At 72.8% G+C, this 21,902-nt stretch carries 17 protein-coding genes; 6 read left to right on the forward strand and 11 right to left on the reverse strand.

The features are described from left to right. Together ACFQ3T_RS09130 and ACFQ3T_RS09135 are read right to left on the reverse strand one after the other, a co-directional pair. On the reverse strand, positions 1-1,373 hold a 1,373-nt coding region (locus tag ACFQ3T_RS09130; protein WP_380722285.1), incomplete at its 3' end, for a beta-ketoacyl synthase N-terminal-like domain-containing protein. Between the two features lie 50 nt (positions 1,374-1,423). Next, the gene (locus ACFQ3T_RS09135; protein ID WP_380722287.1) at positions 1,424-3,094 is read right to left on the reverse strand and encodes a condensation domain-containing protein; all 1,671 of its coding nucleotides are present in this window, start codon (positions 3,092-3,094) and stop codon (positions 1,424-1,426) included. Between the two features lie 693 nt (positions 3,095-3,787). Here ACFQ3T_RS09135 and ACFQ3T_RS09140 point away from each other — a divergent pair. Next, entirely contained in the window at positions 3,788-5,029 is a 1,242-nt protein-coding gene (locus tag ACFQ3T_RS09140; protein WP_380722289.1) for a cytochrome P450, read from the forward strand. Next, complete coding sequence (locus tag ACFQ3T_RS09145; protein WP_380722291.1) at positions 5,022-5,780, forward strand: thioesterase II family protein; 759 nt, start codon at positions 5,022-5,024, stop codon at positions 5,778-5,780. Before ACFQ3T_RS09140 ends, ACFQ3T_RS09145 begins: the two co-directional genes overlap by 8 nt. Before the next feature lie 54 nt (positions 5,781-5,834). Here the strand turns inward: ACFQ3T_RS09145 and ACFQ3T_RS09150 are convergent, their stop codons facing one another. Genes ACFQ3T_RS09150 through ACFQ3T_RS09160 form a run of 3 tightly spaced genes read right to left on the reverse strand, consistent with a single transcriptional unit; the run spans position 5,835 to position 11,367 of the window. Then, entirely contained in the window at positions 5,835-6,818 is a 984-nt protein-coding gene (locus ACFQ3T_RS09150) for an aldo/keto reductase (protein ID WP_380722293.1), read from the reverse strand. A 59-nt stretch (positions 6,819-6,877) separates the two neighbouring features. Then, positions 6,878-7,999 carry a cytochrome P450 family protein gene (locus ACFQ3T_RS09155; RefSeq protein ID WP_380722295.1) on the reverse strand — a complete coding sequence of 374 codons (1,122 nt, stop codon included), beginning with the start codon at positions 7,997-7,999 and terminating at the stop codon, positions 6,878-6,880. After that, complete coding sequence (locus tag ACFQ3T_RS09160) at positions 7,996-11,367, reverse strand: non-ribosomal peptide synthetase (RefSeq protein ID WP_380722297.1); 3,372 nt, start codon at positions 11,365-11,367, stop codon at positions 7,996-7,998. The genes ACFQ3T_RS09155 and ACFQ3T_RS09160 overlap by 4 nt, the downstream gene beginning before the upstream one ends. 730 nt (positions 11,368-12,097) lie before the next feature. Between ACFQ3T_RS09160 and ccrA the strand changes: the two genes are divergently transcribed. The 3 genes from ccrA to ACFQ3T_RS09175 all read left to right on the forward strand — a co-directional run bounded on the left by ccrA (position 12,098) and on the right by ACFQ3T_RS09175 (position 14,197). After that, the gene (ccrA, locus tag ACFQ3T_RS09165) at positions 12,098-13,366 is read left to right on the forward strand and encodes a crotonyl-CoA carboxylase/reductase (RefSeq protein ID WP_380722299.1); all 1,269 of its coding nucleotides are present in this window, start codon (positions 12,098-12,100) and stop codon (positions 13,364-13,366) included. 268 nt (positions 13,367-13,634) lie between these two features. Then, entirely contained in the window at positions 13,635-13,823 is a 189-nt protein-coding gene (locus tag ACFQ3T_RS09170) for a hypothetical protein (RefSeq protein WP_380722301.1), read from the forward strand. Next, positions 13,820-14,197, forward strand: coding sequence for a hypothetical protein (locus ACFQ3T_RS09175; RefSeq protein ID WP_380722303.1), 378 nt, complete (start codon positions 13,820-13,822; stop codon positions 14,195-14,197). Before ACFQ3T_RS09170 ends, ACFQ3T_RS09175 begins: the two co-directional genes overlap by 4 nt. A gap of 14 nt (positions 14,198-14,211) precedes the next feature. On the opposite strand, the gene ACFQ3T_RS09180 is transcribed toward ACFQ3T_RS09175, so the two are convergent. The 5 genes from ACFQ3T_RS09180 to ACFQ3T_RS09200 all read right to left on the reverse strand — a co-directional run bounded on the left by ACFQ3T_RS09180 (position 14,212) and on the right by ACFQ3T_RS09200 (position 19,128). Beyond that, entirely contained in the window at positions 14,212-15,429 is a 1,218-nt protein-coding gene (locus ACFQ3T_RS09180; protein WP_380722305.1) for a PP2C family protein-serine/threonine phosphatase, read from the reverse strand. Positions 15,430-15,551: 122 nt separating this feature from the next. Beyond that, a complete protein-coding gene (locus ACFQ3T_RS09185) occupies positions 15,552-16,997 on the reverse strand; it encodes an RICIN domain-containing protein (RefSeq protein WP_380722307.1) in 1,446 nt (481 codons plus the stop codon). Positions 16,998-17,221: 224 nt separating this feature from the next. After that, positions 17,222-17,926, reverse strand: a complete 705-nt coding sequence (locus ACFQ3T_RS09190; protein WP_380722309.1) for a GntR family transcriptional regulator — start codon at positions 17,924-17,926, stop codon at positions 17,222-17,224. A gap of 47 nt (positions 17,927-17,973) precedes the next feature. Continuing rightward, positions 17,974-18,225, reverse strand: a complete 252-nt coding sequence (locus tag ACFQ3T_RS09195; protein ID WP_380722311.1) for a hypothetical protein — start codon at positions 18,223-18,225, stop codon at positions 17,974-17,976. A gap of 192 nt (positions 18,226-18,417) precedes the next feature. Next, on the reverse strand, positions 18,418-19,128 hold the full coding sequence (locus ACFQ3T_RS09200) for an ANTAR domain-containing protein (protein ID WP_380722313.1): 711 nt from the start codon (positions 19,126-19,128) through the stop codon (positions 18,418-18,420). Between the two features lie 254 nt (positions 19,129-19,382). Between ACFQ3T_RS09200 and ACFQ3T_RS09205 the strand changes: the two genes are divergently transcribed. Further along, positions 19,383-21,146: a thiamine pyrophosphate-requiring protein gene (locus ACFQ3T_RS09205; RefSeq protein ID WP_380722315.1), complete on the forward strand. Its 1,764-nt coding sequence runs from the start codon at positions 19,383-19,385 to the stop codon at positions 21,144-21,146. A gap of 22 nt (positions 21,147-21,168) precedes the next feature. On the opposite strand, the gene ACFQ3T_RS09210 is transcribed toward ACFQ3T_RS09205, so the two are convergent. Continuing rightward, the gene (locus tag ACFQ3T_RS09210; RefSeq protein WP_380722317.1) at positions 21,169-21,864 is read right to left on the reverse strand and encodes a hypothetical protein; all 696 of its coding nucleotides are present in this window, start codon (positions 21,862-21,864) and stop codon (positions 21,169-21,171) included. Positions 21,865-21,902 lie beyond the last annotated feature (38 nt).

The raw sequence follows: 21,902 nt of genomic DNA on the forward strand, positions 1-21,902 counted from the left end.
TCGGCCAGGTTGCCGCGCAGCTTCGCCACCGCGGCCGGCGTGGCCGCGGACACGGCCAGCACCGTCCCGCCCTGCCGCGGCGCGGTCGGCTCCCGCTCGGACGGTCCGTGCAGCACCACGTGCGCGTTGGTGCCGCCCACGCCGAACGAGCTCACCGCCGCCAGCCGGGCGCCGCGGTCCGGCCACGGCCGGTGCTCGGTGCACACCCGGAACGGCGTGCCGTCCAGCTCCAGCAACGGGTTCGGTTCGTCGAAGTGCAGGCTGGGCACCACTTCGCCGTGCTCCAGCATCAGCACGGTCTTGATGAACGCGGCCACGCCCGCCGACGCGCTGGTGTGCCCGAGGTTGCCCTTCACCCCGCCGATCAGGCAGTAGCCCACCTCGTCGGTGGACATGCGGAAGGCCTCGGTCAGCGCCTGCACCTCGATCGGGTCGCCGATGGGCGTGGCCGTGCCGTGCGCCTCGACGTAGTCGATGTCGGCCGCGTCCACCCCGGCGAGCTTCTGCGCGTAGCGGATGACGTCGCGCTGGCCGGGGATGGACGGCGTGGCGTAGCCCATCTTCTCCGCGCCGTCGTTGTTCAGCGCCGAGCCGAGGACCACCGCGGCGATCCGGTCGCCGTCGCGCAGCGCGTCGTCCAGCCGCTTCAACACGACCACGCCGACGCCCTCGCTCGGCACGGTGCCGGTGGCGCTCGCGTCGAACGGCCGGCAGTGCCCGTCCGCGGACAGCGGTCCGCCGGGCTCGTGCACGTACCCCCACTCGCCGGCCGGCGCCACGGCCACCCCGCCCGCGAGCGCCGCGTCGCACTCCCGGCTCAGCAGGCTCTGCACCGCCATGTGGATGGCGACCAACGACGTCGAGCACGACGTCTGCACGGTCACGGCGGGGCCGCGCAGCCCCAGCTTGTACGCGGCGCGGGTGGCCACGTGGTCCTTCTCGTACCCGATCAGCCGGGCCAGCGGGCTGAGGTCGCGGCCGGTGTCCGGGTGGGTCCGGTCCGCGCCCGCGTACACGCCGATCCAGCCGTCGAACCGGGTCGGGTCCAGGCCCGCGTCGTCCAGCGCGGCCGACGCGGTCTCCAGGAACACCCGCTGCTGGGGGTCGATGCCCGCGGCCTCGGCGCGGCTGTACCCGAAGAACGACCAGTCGAAGTTCGCCGAGTCGGCCACCACCCCCTTGGCGGGCACGAAGTTCGGCTGCCGGACCTCGTCCGGGTCGGCGCCCCTGTTCCGCACCAGGTCCTCGACGTCGAAGCGGGTGATGCCCTCGACGCCGTCCCGCAGCAGCTCCCAGTACGCCTCGACGTCGTTCGCGCCGGGGAAGCGGCACGCCATCCCGACGACCGCGACCGCGTGCTCGCTGTCGATCACTCCGTCCCCCTCCCGTTCCGGTCCGGCTTCGGCACCCCGCACCGGGGTCGTCAGCGCCGCTGGTCGCCGGTCCGGCGGTCGCGCACGGCGCCCAGCAGCCGGTCCCGGCTCGTGCCCCGGCCCGCGGGGGCGGCCTCGGCGGGCGCGGCCAGCAGGTCCGCCTGACCGCGCACGGTGCCCGCGCGGAACAGGTCGACGGTCTTGAGCGCGCGCCCGGACGCCTGGCTGAGCCGTTCCACCAGGATCACCAGCCGCAGCGAGTCGCCGCCCGCGTCGAAGAAGCTGACGTCGTCGTCGATCTCCTCGGTGCCGAGCACCTCCTGCCAGATGGACCGGACGAGGCCCAACCGGGCGGCGGGGTCGTCCAGGTCGGTCTTGTCCGCAGAGGGCTGGTTCAACACGGTTTCCTCCGGATGTCGGGCGAGGTCGGCGGCGCTGCGGCGCAGGGCGGCCAGGAACTCGGTGGTCGTGGCCGCCGTGAACAGCGCCGCCGGGTGGTTCAGGGACAGTTCGAGCCGGTCCCGCCCGGTGGTGCGGTCCAGGCGGACGAACAGCGCCAGGTCCCACTTGCTGTACTCGGGGCGCAGCGGCTGGAAGCGGCCCACCACGCCGGGCGCCAGCTCCAGCGGGTCGGGCGCCTCGGCCAGGTTGACGAGCACGGGGCTCAGCGGCGTCCGGGCCAGGTCGCGGTCGGGGTCGAGCTCGGCGGCGATCGCGTCCAGCGGCACGTCCGAGTCGACGAACGCCTCTGTGCCCGCCGTCCGCGCGATCCGCAGCAGTTCCCGCCACGTCGTGTCCACGTCCAACCGGACCCGCAGCACCAGCGTGGTCATGAACATGCCGATCACGTCGGCGGCGGCCGGGTCGTCGCGGCCGGGCCACACGACGGAGAACAGGAAGTCGGTCTGCTCGGTGGTGCGCGCGAACGTGGCGGCCAACAGGGCCACGCCGGTCATGAAGGCGGTGCAGCCCTCCCGCGCGGCGACGGCGAGGACGGCCTCCGTCACGTCGGCGTCCAGCAGGGTGTCGGCGGTGGCGCCGATCATCGACAGCTCGGGGTCGTCCGGGTCGCCGTCGTAGGGGAGCGCGATCGTGGTCGGCGCGCCGCGCAGCCGTTGCACCACGCGCGCAACCCGTTCGGCGACATCGTCGCCACTGTCCGAATTGTCCTGAACCTCCGCCGGGTGCGGCGGAGTGGTCAGCACCGGCTCGGTCCCGTGCGCCCGGGCGCGGTACGTGGCGCCGATCTCGTCCACCAGGAGCTGCCGGGACACCCCGTCGAACACGATGTGGTGGACGGTCAGCACCAGCAGCGTGCGGCCGGCGTCGAGGCGGATCACCTCGGCCCGCGCCGGGGCCTCCTCGTCCAGTTCGAACGGCGTGTAGCAGAGCGCCTCGACCAGGCGCTCCACCTCGTCGGCGGACCAGTCGTCGGCGACCGCGTCGGTGAAGCCGACCTCCGGCGGGGAACCGTCGGTCCGGTACTCGACGCGGCGCGCGGCGGCGTCCAGCCGGAAGCGGGAACGCAGTGCGGGATGGCGTCCCAGCGCGCGTTCCACCACCGACGTCAACAGTTCACAGTCCACCGGTCCGGTGAATTCCAGGACACTTGGCAACAGGTACGTCGGGCGCAGGCGTTCTATCCGGTCGAGAATCCAGATGCCCTGTTGGGTCGGCGTCGCCGGATACCACGTGTGGGGGTCGGGACCGGAACTAGCCATCGGTGCGACCGATCTTTGTCCACGTGACGAGGAATAGAATGACGCGCGCATTCGACCGCGATTGCATGTGTTCCCCCAAAAGATTCCACCCGGTCGCGAATTACCCGGTGCGCCCTGGCAGACCCCAGATCCAGGCCGGTAATTCGACCGTAGGACGGGCCCGGAGTTCCGTCAAGCCACCGTTTCGCGGTGATTTTCGTCCACAGTGGACGCAATGCGCCGGGTGCGGATCGGGGCGTTGACGATCTCTCGAACGTGGTGCTTGACTGGGTTGCCGTGGGGCGAACGCGAGTTGTGCTCGGGTCGCACGGATCAGGGGGTCGAGGTTTTGCGCACGAGGGGGATGATGCGATGTTGACCGGTGCCCGCCCGTGAAGTCGCACGTCACGCGCTGTTTCCCGGCGGCCGTTCACCGGATCGGCCGCGCGTTTCACAGTTGACGTCCGAACCTCGAAGTCGGTCGAAGGCGACCACCTCCGCTCGTCAACGCGAAAAACGCCGCCGTCAATGTGACGCGTGGTTGACCGTCAATTCACCGGATATGCGACAGGTCGGGCGGAACCGATCGGCGGCACGCGTGCGGAATCCCGCAGTGCCTTCCGCGGCGCGATCCGACAGCGCCACCAGCCCACTGCCACACCGACCCGGAGTCTGCCGGACGGCTTGCTCCCCGAACCGATGAGGACAGCGGCCATGACCGTCCACGACGCGACCGTTTCCGGATGCCCCGTCCACCGGGGTGACACCGACCTGGTCGACCCCCACCTGTACAGCGACGGCGACGCCCACGCGGTGTGGCGGGACCTGCGCGCGCGAGACGGGTTGAGCTGGCACCAGGTCGACGACGACCGCGGCTTCTGGTCGGTGGTCCACTTCCGCGAGACCGACTACGTGCTGCGGAACACCGCGCTCTTCACGTCCGAGCGCGGCACGATGCTGGAGCTGCTCGGCATGGACGACCCGGCGGGCGGCCAGCAGCTCGCCGTCACCGACCCGCCCCGGCACACGATCATGCAGGCGCGGCTGAAGAAGGCGTTGGCCGTCAAGGCGGTCGACCGGCAGCGCGAGACGATCCGCGAGCTGGTCACCGAGCTGATCGCGCCCATCGGCGACGGCGGCGTGTTCGACTGGGGCCAGGCGATGCTGGCCATGCCGATGTCGGTCACCGGGACGATGATGGGCCTGCCGGAGGAGGACTGGCCGTGGCTGAGCAGGCTCACCACGATCTGCATCGCCGCGGACGACCCGGAGTACCAGGACGAGGGCGGCCGGGCCGCGACGCTGCACATGGCGCACCGCGAGCTGTTCGCCTACTTCCAGGACCTGGTGCGGTTCCGCCGCGACCACGCGGGTGACGACCTGATCAGCGTGCTGATCAACACCCGGTTCGAGGGCAGGCACATGTCGCCGAGCGAGATCGTGTCCAACTGCTACAGCCTGCTGCTCGGCGCGAACGTCACCACGCCGCACGCGCCGAACTTCGTGATGGCCGAGTTCATCGACTCCGACGTGCTGCCGCAGTGGGCCGCCGACCCGGAGGTCGGCGCCACGGCGGTCGAGGAGGCGCTGCGCTGGGCGTCGCCGGTGAACCACATGCTGCGCTACGCCACGCAGGACGTCGAGGTGCGCGACACCCGGATCGCGGCCGGCGACGCCGTGGTGGTGTGGCTGGGCGCGGCCAACCGCGACGAGAGCGAGTTCCCGGACGCCGAGACGTTCGACCTGCGCCGCAAGCCGAACAAGCACCTCGCGTTCGGCATCGGGCCGCACTACTGCGTCGGGCACAGCGTGGCCCGCGTCACGCTGCGCATCCTGTTCGAGGAACTCCTCGCGCAGTACCGGGACTTCGAGGCCGCGGGCACGCCCGAGCGGCTGGTGTCCAACTTCGTCTCCGGGTACAAGCACGTGCCGATCACGGCGAAGCGCCGTGCTTGACGTGTCGGCCCGCCGGCGGCGGGCGTTGCGCCACTTCGGCTCGCCGGGCACCGGTCGGGTGCGGCTGCTGTGCTTCCACTACGCGGGCGGCACCGCCTCGGCGTTCCGGGAGTGGCCGCGGCGCCTGCCGGCGGACGTGGCGACGGTGGCGGTGCAGCTGCCCGGCCGCGACACCCGGCTGGACGAGCCGCCGCACGTCCACATGGGATCGGTGGTGGCCGAGCTGCTGGACGTGCTGGACCCGCTGCTGGACGAGCCGTTCGCGTGCTACGGCCACAGCATGGGCGCGCGGGTGGCGCTGGCGCTGGCGCACGAGCTGCGCGCGACGTCCCGCCCCGGCCCGCGCGCGTTGTTCGTGGCCGCCAGCGCGGCCACCGCGGCGCGCGGACGCGTGCGCGGGTGGGACGAGCCCGACGAGGGACTGATCGCCTACCTGCGCGACCTGGGCGGCACTCCGCCGATCGTGTTCGAGCGGCCGGACCTGCTCGACCTGTTCCTGCCCGCGCTGCGCGCCGACCTCACCGTGGTGGCCACCGCCGGCGACCCCGTGCGACCCCCGCTGGACGTGCCGGTGCACGCGTTCGCGGGCGCCGACGACCGGGAGGCGTCCGCGGCGCGGATGGCGGCGTGGCGGGAGGAGACCACCGGGCCGTTCACCCTGGACGTGGTGCCGGGCGGTCACTTCTTCGACGAGGACGGCGTGGGGCGGGTGTTCGACGTCATCGCCGGCACCCTCGCCGAGCCGCGTTGACGCCCCGGACGGCCGCCCGGGGCGTCAACGCGCGGCGTCAACGCGGGGAGCGCGTCAGTGCGCCGCGTCCATCAGCTCGCGCTGCTCGGCGGTGAGGTCCAGCTCGACCGCCTCCAGGCTTTCGTCCAGCTGCTCCACCGAGGACGCGCCCACCAGCGGGATGATCGGCAGGTCGCCGCCCATGAGCCAGGACAGCACCACCTGGTTCGCCGTGGCCCCGGTCTGCCGCACCACCTCGTGCAGCGCCGCGAGGCGGGCCTTGGTGCCCGCGTGGTCGTGCAGCTCGCCCAGCGGCCGGTCCTCGCGCACGTAGGCGCCGGACAGCAGCGGCGTGTACGCCACCAGCGTCAGCTCCGGGCGGTCCCGCAGGTAGGTGATCAGCTCGGCGCTGAACAGCCCCTGGTCGCCGTCCTTCGACCGCCGGCCCGGCACGTCGCCGCGCGGGCGCAGGTACGTGTGGTGGTACTGGAGCACCTCGTAGCCGGGCAGGTCCGCGGCCTCGGCGATCGCCCGCATCCGCTCCAGCCGCCACGACCAGTGGTTGCTGGCGCCGAGCATGGCCACCGAGCCCTCGGCCACGAGTCCCGCGAACGCCTCCGCGACGTCCCGCTGCGGCACGTCCATGAAGTCGCCGTGCGCGTAGAGCAGGTCGAGCCGATCCACGCCCAGCCGCTCCCGGCTGCGCGCCGACGACTCGCGGATCACCTCGGGCGATAACCCCTCGGGTCGCATGAAGTCGAAGCCGGGCACCTTCGGCCGGCCGCCGAGCTTGGTGGCGATCACGACCTCGTCGGTGACGCCCCGGCTGCGCCGCCAGCGCCCGAGCACCGTCTCGCTCTCGCCGCCCTGGGTGCCGTTCACCCAGAACGCGTAGTTGTTGGCCGTGTCGATGAAGGTGCCGCCTGCCGCGACGAACCGGTCCAGGACCGCGAACGCCCGCTCCTCCTCGATGACCGTGCCGAACTGCATGGCACCCAGCGCCAGCGCGCTCACCTCGCGCTGCCGCTGCGGGTTGGTGCCGATCTTCCGATACCTCATCCGGGTGCTCTCTCCAATGCGCTGCGTGGGACCTCTCGGACGTCGATCATGGTGGTCGGTCAGCGGTCGCCGTCACCGAGGTCCAGGAACAGGTGGTCCAGACCGACGTAGGACAGGTTCGGCCCCCACTCGACCCCGTTGTCCACCACCGCCGCGCCGGGGAACCGCCGGGTGAACCGCCGCAGCACGGTCGCCGCCTCCAGCCGGGCCAGCGGCGCGCCGACGCAGTAGTGGACGCCGTGTCCGAACACCAGGTGCCGGTCGGCGCGCTCCGGGACCGGGGCGAGGTCGGACACGTCGCCGTCGAACAGCCCGCCGCCCGCCAGCGACACCAGCACCAAGTCGCCCTCGCTCAGGCGCGCGCCCTCGAACTCGAAGTCGTGCGCGACGACCCGGCCCACGTTGCGCAGGGGCGGTCGCCGTTCCAGCACCGACTCGACCAGCGACTCCACCTCGCCCGGCCGGTCCTCCCGCACCCGGTCCCACCGCGCCGGGTCCTCCAGCACGGCGAGCAGGCACGAACCGAGCAGGGACGCCGTGGTCTCCAGACCGCCGAACAGGATCATCGCCCACGTCGCGTTGGTGCGGGCACGATCCTCCGGCGTGTCGCGGGAGAAGCCCTCCAGCGCGGGAGAGGACTGCAGGGCGTCCACCATCTCCAGCATCACGCGGTGCGCGGCCTCGGCGTGGTCGCGCCGGTACATCGCGGCGATGAACCCCGACAGCGTCCGGGACCACGTGTGCAGCACGGCCGGTTCCCGGTCCACGCCGACGATGTGGGCCATCACCCGCCCCGACACGCCCTCGGCCACGGTGGGCACGGCGTCGTGCCGGGGATCGGCGACCAGGTCGTCCAGGCACGCGTCCACGATCTCCTCGACGCGCGCGCCGAGGGACCGCGTGTGCGAGGCGGAGAACAAGCGCTGCAACGGTTTGCGCAGCGCGGCGTGCTCCGCGCCGTCGGTGTGCACGAACCACAGCCGCAGGAACTCGGTGAGGTCGCGGTGCTCCCGCCGCGACTCCTCCGTCATGTACAGCTCGCCGAGCCGCTTCGACGTCTGCGACGAGAAACCCCGGTGGTTGAGCACCCGCCGGGCCAGCGCCGGGTCGGAGACGACCCAGCACTCCAGCCCGTCGTCCCACGCCATGCCGCGCACGTCGTCGCGGATCAGCTCGGTCATGACCGCGCGGCCTGGTCGATGAGCCGGTTCAGGCCGGACGGCGTCGGCGCGAGCAGGAAGTCCCGCAGCCGCACCTTCACCCCCACCTCGTCGTGGACGAGCCGCAACAGCCGCACCGCGCCCATCGAGTTGCCGCCGACGGTGAAGAAGTCGGTGTCCGGCGTCAGGTCCACGGGTCGGTCGAGGACGCGGGCGAACAGGTCGGGCGCCACGCCGAGCGGGTCCGGCTCGGGCTCGGGCTCCGGGAGCCGCTGCCCGGCGGGCGCCGCCACGGCGGCGAGGGCCCGGCGGTCCACCTTGCCGTTCCCGGTCACCGGTAAGCGGTCCACCACGGCCCACAGCACCGGCACCATGTACGACGGCAGCCGGTCGGCCACCAGGTCGCGCAGTTCGTCGGTGCGCACCGCGGGGTCGGCGGGGACGATCGCGGCGAGCAGCCGCTTGTCCGCGCTGTCGCCCTCGGTGACCACGACCGCCGCGTCCCGGACCCGCGGGTCGCCAGCCAGCACGTCGGCGATGGCCGACAGCTCGATGCGGAACCCGCGCAGCTTCACCTGGTCGTCGCGGCGGCCGAGGAAGCGCAGCCGCCCGGAGTGGTCGACCCGGACCAGGTCGCCGGTGCGGTAGAGCCGTTCCGGGACGTCGGGGGAGAAGTGGCCGAACCCCCGCGCGGTCTCCGCCTCGTCGTCCACGTAGCCGTCGGCCAGGCCGGCGCCCGCCGCGTACAGCTCGCCGACCGCGCCCGGCGGCACGATCCTGTGCCGCCGGTCCAGCACGTGCACGCGCGTCCCCGGCAGCGGGGTGCCGATGGGCAGGGGACCGTCCACGTCCGCGCTCGACGTCACCGGGTGGGTGGTGGTGAACGTGGTGTTCTCGGTGGGTCCATAGCCGTTGGTGACGACGAGCCCGGGGTGTCGTTCCAGCGCGCGGGCCACGTGGGCGTGCGGGACGACGTCGCCGCCGGTGATCAGCTGCCGCAGGCCGCCGAGCCCGGCCGGCGCGAACTCCTCGACCAGCCGGAACAGCCCCGCCGTCAGCCACGCGACGGTGACCCGCCGGTCGAGCAGGAACGCGCTCAGCTCGCTCGGAGAGGACAGACCCGCCGGGTGCACCTCCAGCGCCGCGCCGCCGGCGAGCGGACCCCACAGCTCCAGCGTGGACGCGTCGAACGCCAGGGGCGACAGCCGGAGCACCCGGTCGTCCGGTCCCAGGTGGACGAAGTCGGGCTCGTGCACCAGCCGCACGACGGCTCGGTGCGGCACCGCGACGCCCTTGGGCAGGCCCGTGGAGCCGGACGTGAAGGCGATGTACGCGAGGTCGTCGGGGCCGGTGTCCGCCGGCTCGGTCCGCGTGTCGGAGGGCCAGGACGGCTCCCACGTCGCACACGCGGTCACGCCGAGGCGCGCGACGGCGTCCGGCGAGGCGGCCAGCGCGGCCTTCGGCGCGGCCTTGGCGACGATGTGCCGGACCTGCGCCTCGGGCTGGGCCAGGTCCACGCCGACGTACGCCGCGCCCGCCCACGCCGTGCCGAGCACCGCCACGATCTCCGTGATCGAGCGGTCCAGGGCGATCAGCACCCGGTCGCCGCGGCCGACGCCGAGTTCGCGCAGCCGCCGTGCCTGCTCGGCCGCCGCGCACACGAGCTGCGCGTACGTCAGCTCCACGTCGCCTTCGCGCACCGCCACGGCGTCCGGGGCGCGCTGAGCCGTCCTGCGGACCAGCTCGTCCGCGGTGACCTCGGGGAAGTCGCGGTGGGTCGCGTTCAGCGCGTCCAGCACCGCCCGCCGCTCGGCGGACAGGCAGCGCAGGTCCTCCAGCCGTCCGCCGGCCGTGGCCAGCTCCCGCACGGCCGTGGTGAAGTCGGCGAGGAACGCCCGCGCGTCGGCCTCGTCCCACAGCGCCGTCGCGTACTCCAGCTGCGCGCCCAGCGTCGGGCGGGACCGGCCGAACAGCAGCGACAGGTCGAACTGGGCGCCGCCGCCGTGCCCCTCCTCCACGCGCAGTTCCACGTCACCGGCGTCGATGCGCTGCGGGACCAGCTGGTCGTGCATGCCGAACGACACCTGCACGAGCGGGTGCGCGCTCAGCCCGCGCTGCACCCCGAGCCGGGTGACCAGCTCGTCGAACGGCAGCGCGCCCGCCTCGATGCTGCGCGCCAGCGAGTCCTGCACCGCGCGCAGGTAGTCCACCGCCTGCGCGTCGTCGTCCACCTCCAGCCGGACCGGCGCCAGGTTGCCCGCCACCGCGACCAGCCGGGCCAGCTCGGCGGTGTCCCGCCCGTAGAGGGAGACGCCGACCAGCAGCCGGTCGACGCCGGTCCAGCGGCTCAGCGTCAGGCCGTAGGAGGCGAGGAGCAGGGCGAACGGCGTGATGCCCAGCTCGCGCGCCCGGTCCTCGACCAGCGTGGTCAGCCCGGCGTCGAAGTCGAGCGGGACGCGGTCGCCCGCCGGGTCCTGGACCGTCGGGCGGGGGCGGTCGGTGGGCACCTCCAGCACGGTCTGCGCGCCGTCGAGGTGCTTGAGCCAGAACTCGGCCAGGCGGTCCCACTCCCCGCTGCGGCGGTCCTGCTCGTGACGGCGCAGCAACGCCTCCGTCGTGGGCGCGACGTCGGTGAAGGGCAGCGGCTCGCCCGCGGCCAGCGCCCGGTACGACGTGAACAGCTCGTCGAGCAGCAGGCCGACCGCCCACCCGTCGAGGAGCATGTGGTGCGCCACCAGGACGACCGCCTGCCGCCCGCCCGCGCCGCCGACGAAGAGGTGGCGCAGCGGGGGAGCGGCGGTGAGGTCGAACGGGGTGCGGCCGTGCTCGGCGGCGGTGGCGCGGACGAACCCGTCGAAGTCCGGGCCGTCGTGCGCGAGGTCCACGATGTCGGGCACGGCGTCGTCCAGGACGACCGGCACGACCTCGCCGTCCTGGTCGCGGAGCAGCGTCCGCAGGGAGGCGTGCCGGGCCGTGGTCGCCGCGACGGCGCGGCCGAACACCTCGCGGTCGAGCGTGCCGCTGTCCACATAGGACGTGAAGACCAGGTTGTAGGTCGAGCCGCCGAGCACGTTCTCGATCAGCCACATGCCCCGCTGCGTCGGCGTCAGCGCGGGGACCGCGGTCTCCGGCTCCGCGGCGGTCGCGTCGGAGGTGCCGTCGGTGGCGCCGTTCGACGTCGCCACCGCGTTCGCGAGCACCGCGCCCAGCGGTGTCGAGGAGAGCAGTTCCGACACCGACAACCGCAGCCCGAGCCCTTCCTGCGCCAGGGCGGTCAACCGCATCGCCCGCAGGGAGTCGCCCCCGAGCGCGATGAAGCTGCTGGTCGTGAACCCCGCCCTGTCCGTGGCCGGTCCGAGGACCGACAGCGCGTACTCGTCCAGTGACATGCCGACCTCCGGGTCTTGGTGGGACTGCTGCTGTCGCCTGGGCACGCCGCGACCGGGGCGTGGCCGCCTACGGGCGCCGGGGCCGTCGCGGTCTGCCGACCGACGGCGCCGGCGCCCCGTCACCGGGTGGGGTGCGCGGCAGTGGGCGTGGAGGAGCGGGAAGGTCCCCGTGGATGTCCGGATTCCCCGTCGGACAACAGCGCGTCAGGTCGCAGAGATGTGGTGTCCGCGCCATTGCGCAAAGTCCCCCAGCGAGTCACATTCTCCCCCAATGTGAGCGATGCTAAAAGCGCTCGTTGATCTCTGTCAACCCGCTCCGGTTCGGTTCGGCGAAGTGTCGGCGCAATGGTCACGATAATTCCACGTGACAGGTAAAAGTCCCTTACGCGCGCACCGTTCCGTGCCCCGTCGTTGAAGTCAACCTTCAACGGTTGACGCTCCGGGATCAACGATCCGCGCAGCTCCGCGACGTGCGCGAGCGTGCGCGACCGGGTCGGAAGCGGACATTCATCCCTTTTTTGCGAAATGTGACCGGAAGTTCTCCGTGCCTCCGGTCGGTCGCCCGGTTGTCCGCCGTTCCCGGCCGCGTGCTCTCGACACCGCTCGGCGGACGAATCGGTCGAACGCTTTCTTGCCCCGCTTGGGGGATTCGCGGTGCCGACCCGTCACTAGCATCGATCCGGGGGAGGAGCGGTTGATTGTGACTTCCCCGCGAACCTGGAGGGGGATCATGGCGACACAGTCGGCGACCTATTCCCGAACGGACACCCTGTACGAGCCGGGGAGCCTTCCCCCGCTCGGCGTGGTGCCCCAGCGCATGTACGCCTCGGTGATCCGGCCGGAGCGCTACGGTCCGCCGGTCGACGCCTTCCGGACCGAGGTCGTCGACGTCCCGGAGGTGCCGCCCGGTTTCGTGCTCGTCGCCGTCATGGCCGCGGGCGTCAACTACAACAACGTGTGGGCCGCCCTCGGCACCCCGGTGGACGTCATCGGCATGCGTGCGGCCAAAGGGGACGACACCGGCCACCACATCGGGGGGTCCGAGGGCGCGGGCATCGTGTGGGCCGTGGGCGACGGCGTGCGGCACGTGCGCGTCGGCGAGCACGTCACGCTGTCCGGCTGCCGCTGGGACGAGGACGACCCCGACATCCGGCTCGGCCGCGACCCCATGCTGTCCTCCACGCAGCGCGTGTGGGGCTACGAGCTGAACTGGGGCTCCTTCGCCCAGTTCACCCTCGTCGCCGAGTTCCAGTGCCACCCGAAGCCCGCGCAGCTGACGTGGGAGGAGGCGTCCTGCTTCATGCTGTCGGGCGCGACCGCCTACCGGCAGCTCGCGGGGTGGCCGCCGCACACCGTCCAGCCCGGCGACCCGGTGCTCGTCTGGGGCGGTTCCGGCGGACTCGGTTCGATGGCCACCCAGATCGTGCGCCGGCTCGGTGGCCGTCCCATCGCCGTGGTGTCCTCGCCGGACCGGGTGAAGCACTGCCTGCGCATGGGCGCGGTGGGTGTCATCAACCGCACCGAGTTCGACCACTGGGGACCCATGCCCGACGACGGGCCGGAGCTGGAGCGGTGGCAGCGCGGCGTGCGGGCGTTCGGCCGGCGCATCTGGGAGGTGCTGGGGGAGAAGGTGTCGCCCAGGATCGTCTTCGAGCACCCCGGCCAGGCGACGCTCCCCACGTCGGTCTACGTCTGCGCGCCCGGCGGCATGATCGTCCTGTGCGGCGCGACCAGCGGCTACCTGGGCGAGGTCGACCTGAGGATCCTGTGGATGCGGCAGAAGCGCTTCCAGGGCAGCCACTTCGCCAACCCGCGCGAGTGCCGCGCGATCGTCGACCTGGTCGCCGCCGGGCACATCGACCCGAGCCTGGGCCACACCTACGACTTCGAGGAGATCGGCCTGGCGCACCAGCACATGCGCGACGGCACGCAGGAGTCCGGCAACCTGGCCGCCCTGGTCGGCGCGCCGCGCCCCGGGCTCACCGACGTGCCCGACTGATCCGTCGGCGGTCCCGGCAGCGCCCGTCCGCGTGCGGCGGACGGGCGCGCGCCGGCGCGGTCTTGACGCCGTCCCCGTTGGACGCACCGCGTCCTCACCTGCTCCCGCGTTCGCCGACCGGAAGGTGATCGCAAGGTGATCGCAAGGTTCGGCGACCGCGTTATCGGCGATAGTGGTCCACGCCCTCGGCGACGGACCGGTGCGCGCGCCGGGGGTGGCCGCACGCCCGCACCGCGTCCCCGACCCCAGGAAGTCGACCTCCGGCACCGTGACCGCGATCCCCGCCGACCACGACTCCGCCACGCTCGTGCTGATCTGCGACCACTGCGGTCGCGCCTACGACAGCGAGGACGCGCACACGGTCTGGCGGCTGCTGTGGACGTCCGCGGTGGGCGACGGGTGGCGTGGGCGCGACCGGGCGATCGGACCCCACTGGTGCCGGCGGTGCGCCGCATGACCGGCCCGGACGACGGCAGCGCCGTCCTCGTCATGGAGACCCACGGCTCGCCGTCGCGGGCCGAGGTCGAGGCGTGGCTGCGCGACCGCCTGGTCGGCTGGCTCGACCACGACGTCCTGCTGGTGGGCGTGCTCGTCGGCGAGCTGCTGGACAACGCCTGGCGGTGCGGCGAGCCGCCGTACGTGCTGGAACTGGTCATGGACCCGTGGACGGAGACGCTCACGATCCGGGTCCGCGACCACGCCCGGCGCCACACCGCGCGCTGGTCCCTCGGAGCCGGTCTCCTGATCGTCGACGGGCTGACCGCGCAGTGGGGCGTGGTGTCGGCGTCGGAGAGCACGACGGTGTGGGCGAAGGTTCGCTTCGAGGACTGACCCGGCGGCACCGGTCAGATGGTCGGGAACAGGGCGATCTGGCCGGTGGTGGTCCACTCCAGCAGGAGCAGGGTGGCGTCGTCCTGGAGCTGCCCGTGCTGGTGCTCCAGCACGGCGTGGACGATGCGGCGCAGCGTCTCCGGGGCGGGCAGCCCGGCGGCCTCGTGGACCTCGGTCAGCTCGACCAGGCGGTCGAGGCCGAACAGCGCGCCGTCGGGGCTGCGCGCCTCGACGATGCCGTCGGTGTGGAACAGCACCCGGTCGCCGGGCCGCAGCCGCTCGGTCGCGACCTGCGCCTCGCGCCGGGTGAGGTGGCCCAGCCCCAGCGGGATGCGCGCCGGGCCTTCCAGCAGCTTGACCACCTTGCCGTCGCGCAGCAGGACCGGCGGCGGGTGGCCCGCGTTGAGGTGGTGCAGCTCGCCGGTGTCCAGGTCCAGCCGCGCCAGCACCGCCGTCGCGAACGTCAGCTTGTCGGGCCCGTTGCGCACGGCGATGGCCTCGTCGGCCAGCCGCGCCGCCTCGACGAGCCCCAGACCGCTGCGGCGGGCGTTGCGGGTGGCGGCCAGCGCCACCGTGGTGGTGAGGCCCGCGTGCAGGTCGTGGCCCACCGAGTCGAAGATGGCCACGTGGGCATCCCCGCCGTCCACGGCGTAGTCGTAGCCGTCGCCCCCGACCTGGTCGTAGGGCTCCAGCGCCGCGGTGACCACCATGCGGTCGCAGGCGAACGTCTGCGGCGGCAGCAGCTGCCACAGCAGCTCGGAGGCCACCGACAGCGGCTTCGTGCGGCGGACCACGTGGAACAGGTCGCCGTAGTTCTGCTTGCTCATGACCAGGTGGGCGGCCAGGCTGACCACCACCCAGCACTGCTCGCGCAGCCAGGTGTCGTGCGGATCGGCGTCCGCGGGCAGCTCCATGCCCGCCATGCCGAGCCGCTCGGTGCCGTTGAGCAGCGGTATCCACAGGACGGGCGGCGGTCCGGGCTCGACGTAGAGCTCCAACTGCTGGAACGCACGTCCCACCGGGGACGACTCCACCGACAGTGACGGCCCGTCCTCCGGCCGCACCGGGTGCAACCGCTGCTGCGACAGGTCGACCAGGTGCAGCCGCACCGTCACCCCGACCGGCGCCGTCGCGCCGTTGACGAGGCCGGCCACCTCGTCGGGGCCGACCACGTGCGCCTCGTTGACGATGCGGCTGAACACACCGTGCCAGGACCGCGCCCGCTCCGTCACCCGCACAGGGTAACCACGCGACCACCACCACGGCAGCGCGCGCACCCGCCGTGCTCCAGTCCGGCGCGCCGGGGTCCACCGGTGACGCGTGCGGTGGGCCCCGGCGCGGCCGTGGGGCCGGCTCAGACCGGGGTGACGAGGAACTGCTGGTTCTGACCGCCGTTGCACGGGTACTGCTTGAACTGGATGTTGTCGTGGGAGCTGCTCGGCAGGTCGAGGCACTTGCCGGAGTGCCGGGCCACGATCCGGGAGTAGCCCGAGCCGACGTCGACCAGGGACCACTGCTGGTTCTGGCCGGTCGTGCAGCTCCACTGCTGCACGGCCGCGCCGTCGGCGGTGCTGTGGTCGCTCACGTCCAGGCACTTGTTCGAGTGCCGGGCGATCAGCTGGTAGTAGCCGCCGCCGGTCGCCTGCACGCGGAACTGCTGGTTGGCTCCGCTGCCGCAGGTGTACTGCGTCAACGCCGCGCCGTCGGCCTGGCTGACGTTGGCGATGTCGAGGCACTTGCCGGAGTGCCGCACGGAGATCCGGTTGTACGAGACGCCCACGGACGTGACCGTGCCGGTCGCCGTGTCGATGACGACCTGACCGGCGTTCGACAGGCTCATCGAGGTGTTGCTCGGGAAGCCGATCGGGAGCCAGACGTAGCTGGAGTCCTTCACCGGTCCGCCCCACGCGCCCGCCCACCGGTCGCCCATGTAGAGGTAGGACGTCGTCTGGGTGCCCTGGATCGGCAGCACGTACGCGGGCTGCGAGCGGAACGTGGTGGAGTCGCCCACGTTCTGCATGGCGCTCCACGGGCCGGCCACGCTGGTGGCGGTCGCGTACTTCGCTTGGTTCGGCGACCAGCCCGTGGCGCCGGACGTGAGCATGAAGTACACGCCGTTGCGCTTGAACAGCGCCGGCGCCTCCCGGTGCCCGCCCGGCCACGGGTTCGCGACCAGCTGCGCCACGCCGCGGTAGTCGGCGTTGAGGCGGTAGATGTGCAGGTCGTAGTTCTCGCGCGCGGCCGAGATCATGTACGCCGTGCCGTCGTCGTCCTTGAACAGCGTGATGTCGCGGGACATGTGCTGCCCGAGCGGCCGGAAGCTGCCCTGGTACGTGTAGTTGCCGTCCACAGTGGACGAGTACGCCACGGCCGCGCGCGCCTCGCCGTAGTGCTGGCCGTTCTCCCAGTGCATCCACATGACGTACTGGCCGGTGGACGCGTTGTAGACGACCTTGGGGCGTTCGACCCAGGACGTCCGGAGCTCGGCGTGGCTGGACTGGCTGAGGACGTTGTTGCGGAACTCCCAGTTCTTCAGGTCCGTGGACCGGTAGACCGAGACGGCGCGGAACAGGTTGTCCGGGTGCCGGTTCTCGCCGAACCAGTAGTAGTAGCTCCCGACCTTGATCACGCCACCGCCGTGGGCCTCGACGGGGTTGCCGCTCGTGTCGGTGAACTGCACGCCCACGTCGACGGTGACGGGCGCGGCGTGGGCGGTGCCGGTGGGCAGCAGCACGGCTGCCAGGCCGACGACCGCGGCGGTCAGCGCCGCACGCCACCGCCTCGGAGACAAACGGGACATCTGGACTCCTTTGTCCGGCCCACCACAGGGACGCGGCACCGGCGCCCGGCGTGGGCGACTCCGTGCGCCGGCACGTCACCAAACCTCTTCGCGCGCGACCACGGCCTTCGCCTCCGGCGTCACCCCGGGCGGCGGCGGGGCAACGGCGTGCGGAGGTCATGTTTGCGCAAACATGCGGTCTAGATGCTGTCAGCGCGCAGTGTCGCCGTCAAGCTTCGCGGACGTCAGGCGGGCGATTGGCGCATCCGGGTCAGCAGGTGCTGCTCGGCCGTCGTGAAGTACCGGGCCAGCTCCGCCTCGGCGTCGGCGACCCGGTCGGCGTCGAGCAGCGCCACGATCCCCCGGTTGAGGCGCACGTAGTCCTCGTGGAACTCGCGGGGGTCGCCCATGTGGTGGAACATCAGGCGCAGCTCCGCCAGCAGCCGCTCCACCTCCTCGGCCAGCCGCGCGCTGCCGACGAGCCGCGTGATCGCCAGGTGGAAGCGGATGTTGCCGGTGGCGACGTCCGTCCAGCGCTCGGCCGCCGCCGCCTCGCCCTGCCCGCGCACCGCGTCCCGGACGTCGTCGCGGGCACGCTCCGACGCCGACGTCCACGACCGGAGGGCGCCGCACTCGATGACGCGCCGGGCGGCGTAGAGGTCGACGACGTCGGCGATGCCCGGCGTCCGCACGAACACGCCCCGACCGAGTTCGTGGACGAGCAGCCGTTCGTGCGTCAGCAGCCGGAACGCCTCCCGCAGGGTGTTCCGGGACACGCCCAGCACGCCGCCGATCGCCTCCTCGGACAACCGCAGGCCGGGCAGCAGGTCGCCCTCCATCACGCGGGTGCGCAGCACGGCCGCGACCCGTTCCGCCGTGCTGGACCGGCCCAGCTCGGTGCGACCGGCCGACAGCGAGTCCAGCCAGCTCCCCGAGCCCGCGCGCGCCATGCGGCCGATCCTAGCCAGGGCAAGATCATCCCGCACCGGCCGCGCGGTCAGGGGTTGCCGGGCGCGTGCCCTGGTCCGGACCGCGCGCCTCCGGGGACGTGCACCTCGATGATGTTCCGGGTGTCCAGGACGGACACCGTGCGGCCGGGCAGCAGCACCGGCACCCAGGCGTGCGAGGTCTCCGGGTCGACCACGTGGTCCCCGATGACGACACCGCGCAGGAACGCGGTGGGGGCGAGCACGTCCGGGTTGAGGTAGGTGACGATCGCGCCGCGTTGAGGGCAAGGCGTGGTGGCCATGGCAAGTCCAGTGGGTTCGGAGCGCGTGTCGGCCGACCGTGGTCGGACCGACTGGGGGACCGGCACGCGCTGCGTGTCGCCGACTGCTTGACGTGCCGGTCGAGTACCCCCACCCGGCCGCCGCAACCACCTGTCCACCCGTCCGCGCCGGTGGATCGGGGCCACCGGCGCGGTCAGGTCGGTCGGATCAGGTCAGGTCTGGTCGGACGACGTCAGCTCGCCGGTCCGCGTCAACCGGTCGGCGAGGTCGCGCAGCCGGGTGTTGGTCCGCTGGCTGGTGCGCACCAGCACGGTGAACGCCTGGTCGGCGGTGAGCTTGTGGCGCTCCATCAGGATGCCCTTGGCCTGCCCGATCAGGTCGCGCGTCTGCACCGCCTCGGCCAGGTGCTCCTGCTGCTGGGCAGTGGCCAAGGCCACCGCGGCGTGGCTGGCGAACAGCCTGCCGACGTGGTGGGACTCGTCGTCGAACGCCTCGACGTCGGGGGAGTAGAGGTTGAGGGCGCCGAGGTCGTCGTCGCGCACGTACAGCTGGAACGACAGCATGCTCGACACGCCGAGCCGCCGGGCGCGTTCGGAGAAGGCGGGCCACCTCGTCTCGGCCGCCAGGTCCGGCACGCTGACCTTCTTCTCGTTGAAGAGCGCTTCCAGGCACGGTCCCTGGCTGGTCTCGAACTGGACCTGGTCCACCTCGCCGGGCAGGTCGTCGGTCATCGCCACGGTGTCCACCTGGCGCTTGCCCACGACCGTCATGATCCCGGCGTGGCGCGCGCCCGGCACCGTCTCCACCGCGGCGCGCACGATCGCGTCCAGGGTGTCCTGGGCGCTGTCCAGCTCGTGCAACGCGCGTGCCACGTCGCTGAGGTGCGTCGCCAGGTCGTCACGGTCCCCGCCGCGCGTTGCCACGCTTCCGGCGTCGTACCCGTTCCGGCCCTCGTTCCCACCAGTGGTGTCGTCGACCACGGTCCACCTCCAATCACGTGGCTACCCGTTGGTACACGGTCCCACTCCTGCGCACGGCCGGGGTCACAACCGGGCTGCCGCGGCCCACCCGGCGGTGTTTCGGTGGGGGTGTCCCGGGAATTCGGCAACGACACACCGAGCGAGGGGAGCGGACGGTGCCTGCTCAAGACCGTCCCGGACGTGGCACGACCCCCACCGTGGCCGACGCGCTGGTCGAGCGGCTGCGCACGTGGGGCGTGCCGAGGGTGTTCGGCTACGCGGGCGACGGGATCGACCCGATCCTGGCCGCCCTGCACCGGGCCGACGGCGACCCGGAGTTCGTCGCCACCCGGCACGAGGAGATGGCCGCGTTCATGGCCTGCGGGCACGCCAAGTACACCGGGGAGGTGGGCGTCTGCCTGGCCACCCAGGGACCGGGGGCGATCCACCTGCTCAACGGCCTCTACGACGCCAAGCTCGACCGCCGGCCGGTGGTGGCGATCGTGGGCCAGGTGGTGTCCACCGCGCTGGGCACGGGCTACCTGCAGGAGGTCGACCTCCACACGTTGTTCAAGGACGTGTGCGGGCAGTACCTCCAGACGGTGTCCGCACCCGAGCAACTGCCCGTGCTGCTGGACAACGCGATGCGGACCTCCATCGCCGAGCGGGTGCCGACGTGCCTCATCGTGCCGCACGACGTGCAGCGCGCCGACGCCGTGGAAGAGCTCCCGCACACGCACGGCGTCGTGCCGTCGTCGGCGGTCACCGCCCGTCCACGCGTGCTGCCGCGCGAGGACGACGTGCGCCGGGCCGCCGACGTGCTCAACGCCGGGCGCAAGGTCGCGTTGCTGATCGGGCGCGGCGCGGCCGGCGCCGAGCAGGAGGTGGCGCGGGTCGTCGACGTGCTGGGCGCGGGCGCCACGGCGTCGCTGGTCGGCAAGCCGGTGATCCCCGAGGACGCGCCCTGGCACACCGGCGTCATGGGCCACCTGGGCACCACCGCGTCCGCCGAGCTGATGGCGGAGTGCGACACGCTGCTGATCGTCGGCTGCAACGACCCGTGGACGGAGTTCTACCCCGAGCCGGGGCAGGCGCGGGCCGTGCAAGTCGACATCCAGGCGCGCGTGGTGGGCAGCAAGTACCCGGTCGAGGCGGCGCTGGTCGGCGACTCCGCCGAGACGCTGCGGATGCTGCTGCCCCACCTGCGGCGCAACCCGGACCGCGGCTGGGAGGAACGGGTGTTCGAGAGCGTGGCGCGGTGGCGTGCCGTGGCGGGCGACCGCGCCCGCACGTCGGCCGACCCGCTGAACCCGGAGTCGGTGGTGCACGGGCTGTCGGGCGCCCTGCCGCCGGACGTGCAGGTCGCCGTGGACGTCGGCTCGGTGACCTACTGGTACGCCCGCCACCTGGCCCTCCCGGTCGGCGCGCCCGCCCACACGTCCAGCTACCTGGCGTCGATGGGCTGCGCCCTGCCCTACGGGCTGGCGGCCAAGCTGCACGCGCCCGACCGGCCCGTCGTCGCCCTCGCGGGTGACGGCGCGATGCAGATGAACGGGCTGCTGGAGCTGATCACGGTGGCCGACCGCTGGCGCACCTGGGACGATCCCACGTTCGTGGTGCTCGTGCTGCACAACGGCGACCTCAACGAGGTGACCTGGGAGCAGCGGGAGATGGAGGGCGACCCGAGGTTCCCGACCTCGCAGCGCGTGCCCGAGTTCCCCTACGCCGCCTACGCCGAGCTGCTGGGCCTGCGCGGCATCCGCATCGACTCACCCGATCAGGTGGCCAAGGCGTGGCACGAGGCGTTCGCGGCCGACCGGCCCGTCGTGGTGGAGGCCGTGGTGGACCCGGCGGTGCCGCTCCTCGCCCCGCACCTGCCCGACGAGAAGGTGGAGATGATCCACAAAGGACTCGACCAGGAGCCCGGCGGCGACGCCGAACGGGCGCACCTGCGCCGCCAGCGCCTCGCCGAGGGCCACTGAGTCCGGACGCCACGCCGTCCGCTCACCGGGAGCGCGCGTCCACGTCCAGCGTGTGGCCGTCCTCGCCGCGGGCCCGCCACGCGGCGAGCACGAGCGCCCCGTGCAGCAGCACCGCGAGCCCGCCGGCGAGACCCGCGACCCACGTCCACCACGGGGAGTGCCGCCGCCCGTCGACGGACGAGTCCAGCACCCCGCGCGGGTCGTAGGCGACGACCAGCCGGTCGCCCGCGCGGACGGGCGGGTCGGCGTGCGGGGTGAGCCTGGTGTACGTCAGCCGGTCGGGACGGCCGTCGTCGCACGACAGCGTGGCGGTGTAGCGCCTGGTCGTCGTCGGCTCGCCGCCCGGCCCGCCGCCGGTGGTGGTGTCCGCGAACACCACCTCGTCCACCGTGCACGTGTGCTTCGCCCCGACCGGCCGGAACGCCCACCCCTCCACCACCGGGACCGCGGCGACGACGGCGACGAGCATGACGGCCCCGGCGTAGAAGCGCAGGGACTCCGCCCGACCTCCCGGCCGGAGGTGGTTGGCGTCGGCGTACAGGACGACCTTGAGCACCCACCAGAGCCCGAGACCCACCACGGGCGGCAGCACCCGCGCCAGCACCCCGGACGGCACGGCGCGCGTCGCCAGCTGGGCGGCCCCGGCCATCGCGGCCACGACCAACGGCACCGAGCAGACCGCGAACACCAGCCACCCCGCGAACGCGCGCCTGCTCATCGCACCCCGCCCTCCGGCAGCCGACCACAGCGCCGTCG

This window comes from Saccharothrix hoggarensis (assembly GCF_042678885.1).
Taxonomy (GTDB): domain Bacteria; phylum Actinomycetota; class Actinomycetes; order Mycobacteriales; family Pseudonocardiaceae; genus Actinosynnema; species Actinosynnema hoggarensis.

Excerpts from the sequence above, each read along its gene's own strand:
- ACFQ3T_RS09185 (WP_380722307.1), bottom strand. The coding sequence starts at position 16,997 with ATGTCCCGTTTGTCTCCGAGGCGGTGGCGTGCGGCGCTGACCGCCGCG.
- ACFQ3T_RS09210 (WP_380722317.1), bottom strand. The coding sequence starts at position 21,864 with ATGAGCAGGCGCGCGTTCGCGGGGTGGCTGGTGTTCGCGGTCTGCTCG.
- ACFQ3T_RS09175 (WP_380722303.1), top strand. The coding sequence starts at position 13,820 with ATGACCGGCCCGGACGACGGCAGCGCCGTCCTCGTCATGGAGACCCAC.
- ACFQ3T_RS09140 (WP_380722289.1), top strand. The coding sequence starts at position 3,788 with ATGACCGTCCACGACGCGACCGTTTCCGGATGCCCCGTCCACCGGGGT.
- ACFQ3T_RS09160 (WP_380722297.1), bottom strand. The coding sequence starts at position 11,367 with ATGTCACTGGACGAGTACGCGCTGTCGGTCCTCGGACCGGCCACGGAC.
- ACFQ3T_RS09155 (WP_380722295.1), bottom strand. The coding sequence starts at position 7,999 with ATGACCGAGCTGATCCGCGACGACGTGCGCGGCATGGCGTGGGACGAC.
- ACFQ3T_RS09195 (WP_380722311.1), bottom strand. The coding sequence starts at position 18,225 with ATGGCCACCACGCCTTGCCCTCAACGCGGCGCGATCGTCACCTACCTC.
- ccrA (WP_380722299.1), top strand. The coding sequence starts at position 12,098 with ATGGCGACACAGTCGGCGACCTATTCCCGAACGGACACCCTGTACGAG.
- ACFQ3T_RS09135 (WP_380722287.1), bottom strand. The coding sequence starts at position 3,094 with ATGGCTAGTTCCGGTCCCGACCCCCACACGTGGTATCCGGCGACGCCG.
- ACFQ3T_RS09190 (WP_380722309.1), bottom strand. The coding sequence starts at position 17,926 with ATGGCGCGCGCGGGCTCGGGGAGCTGGCTGGACTCGCTGTCGGCCGGT.
- ACFQ3T_RS09150 (WP_380722293.1), bottom strand. The coding sequence starts at position 6,818 with ATGAGGTATCGGAAGATCGGCACCAACCCGCAGCGGCAGCGCGAGGTG.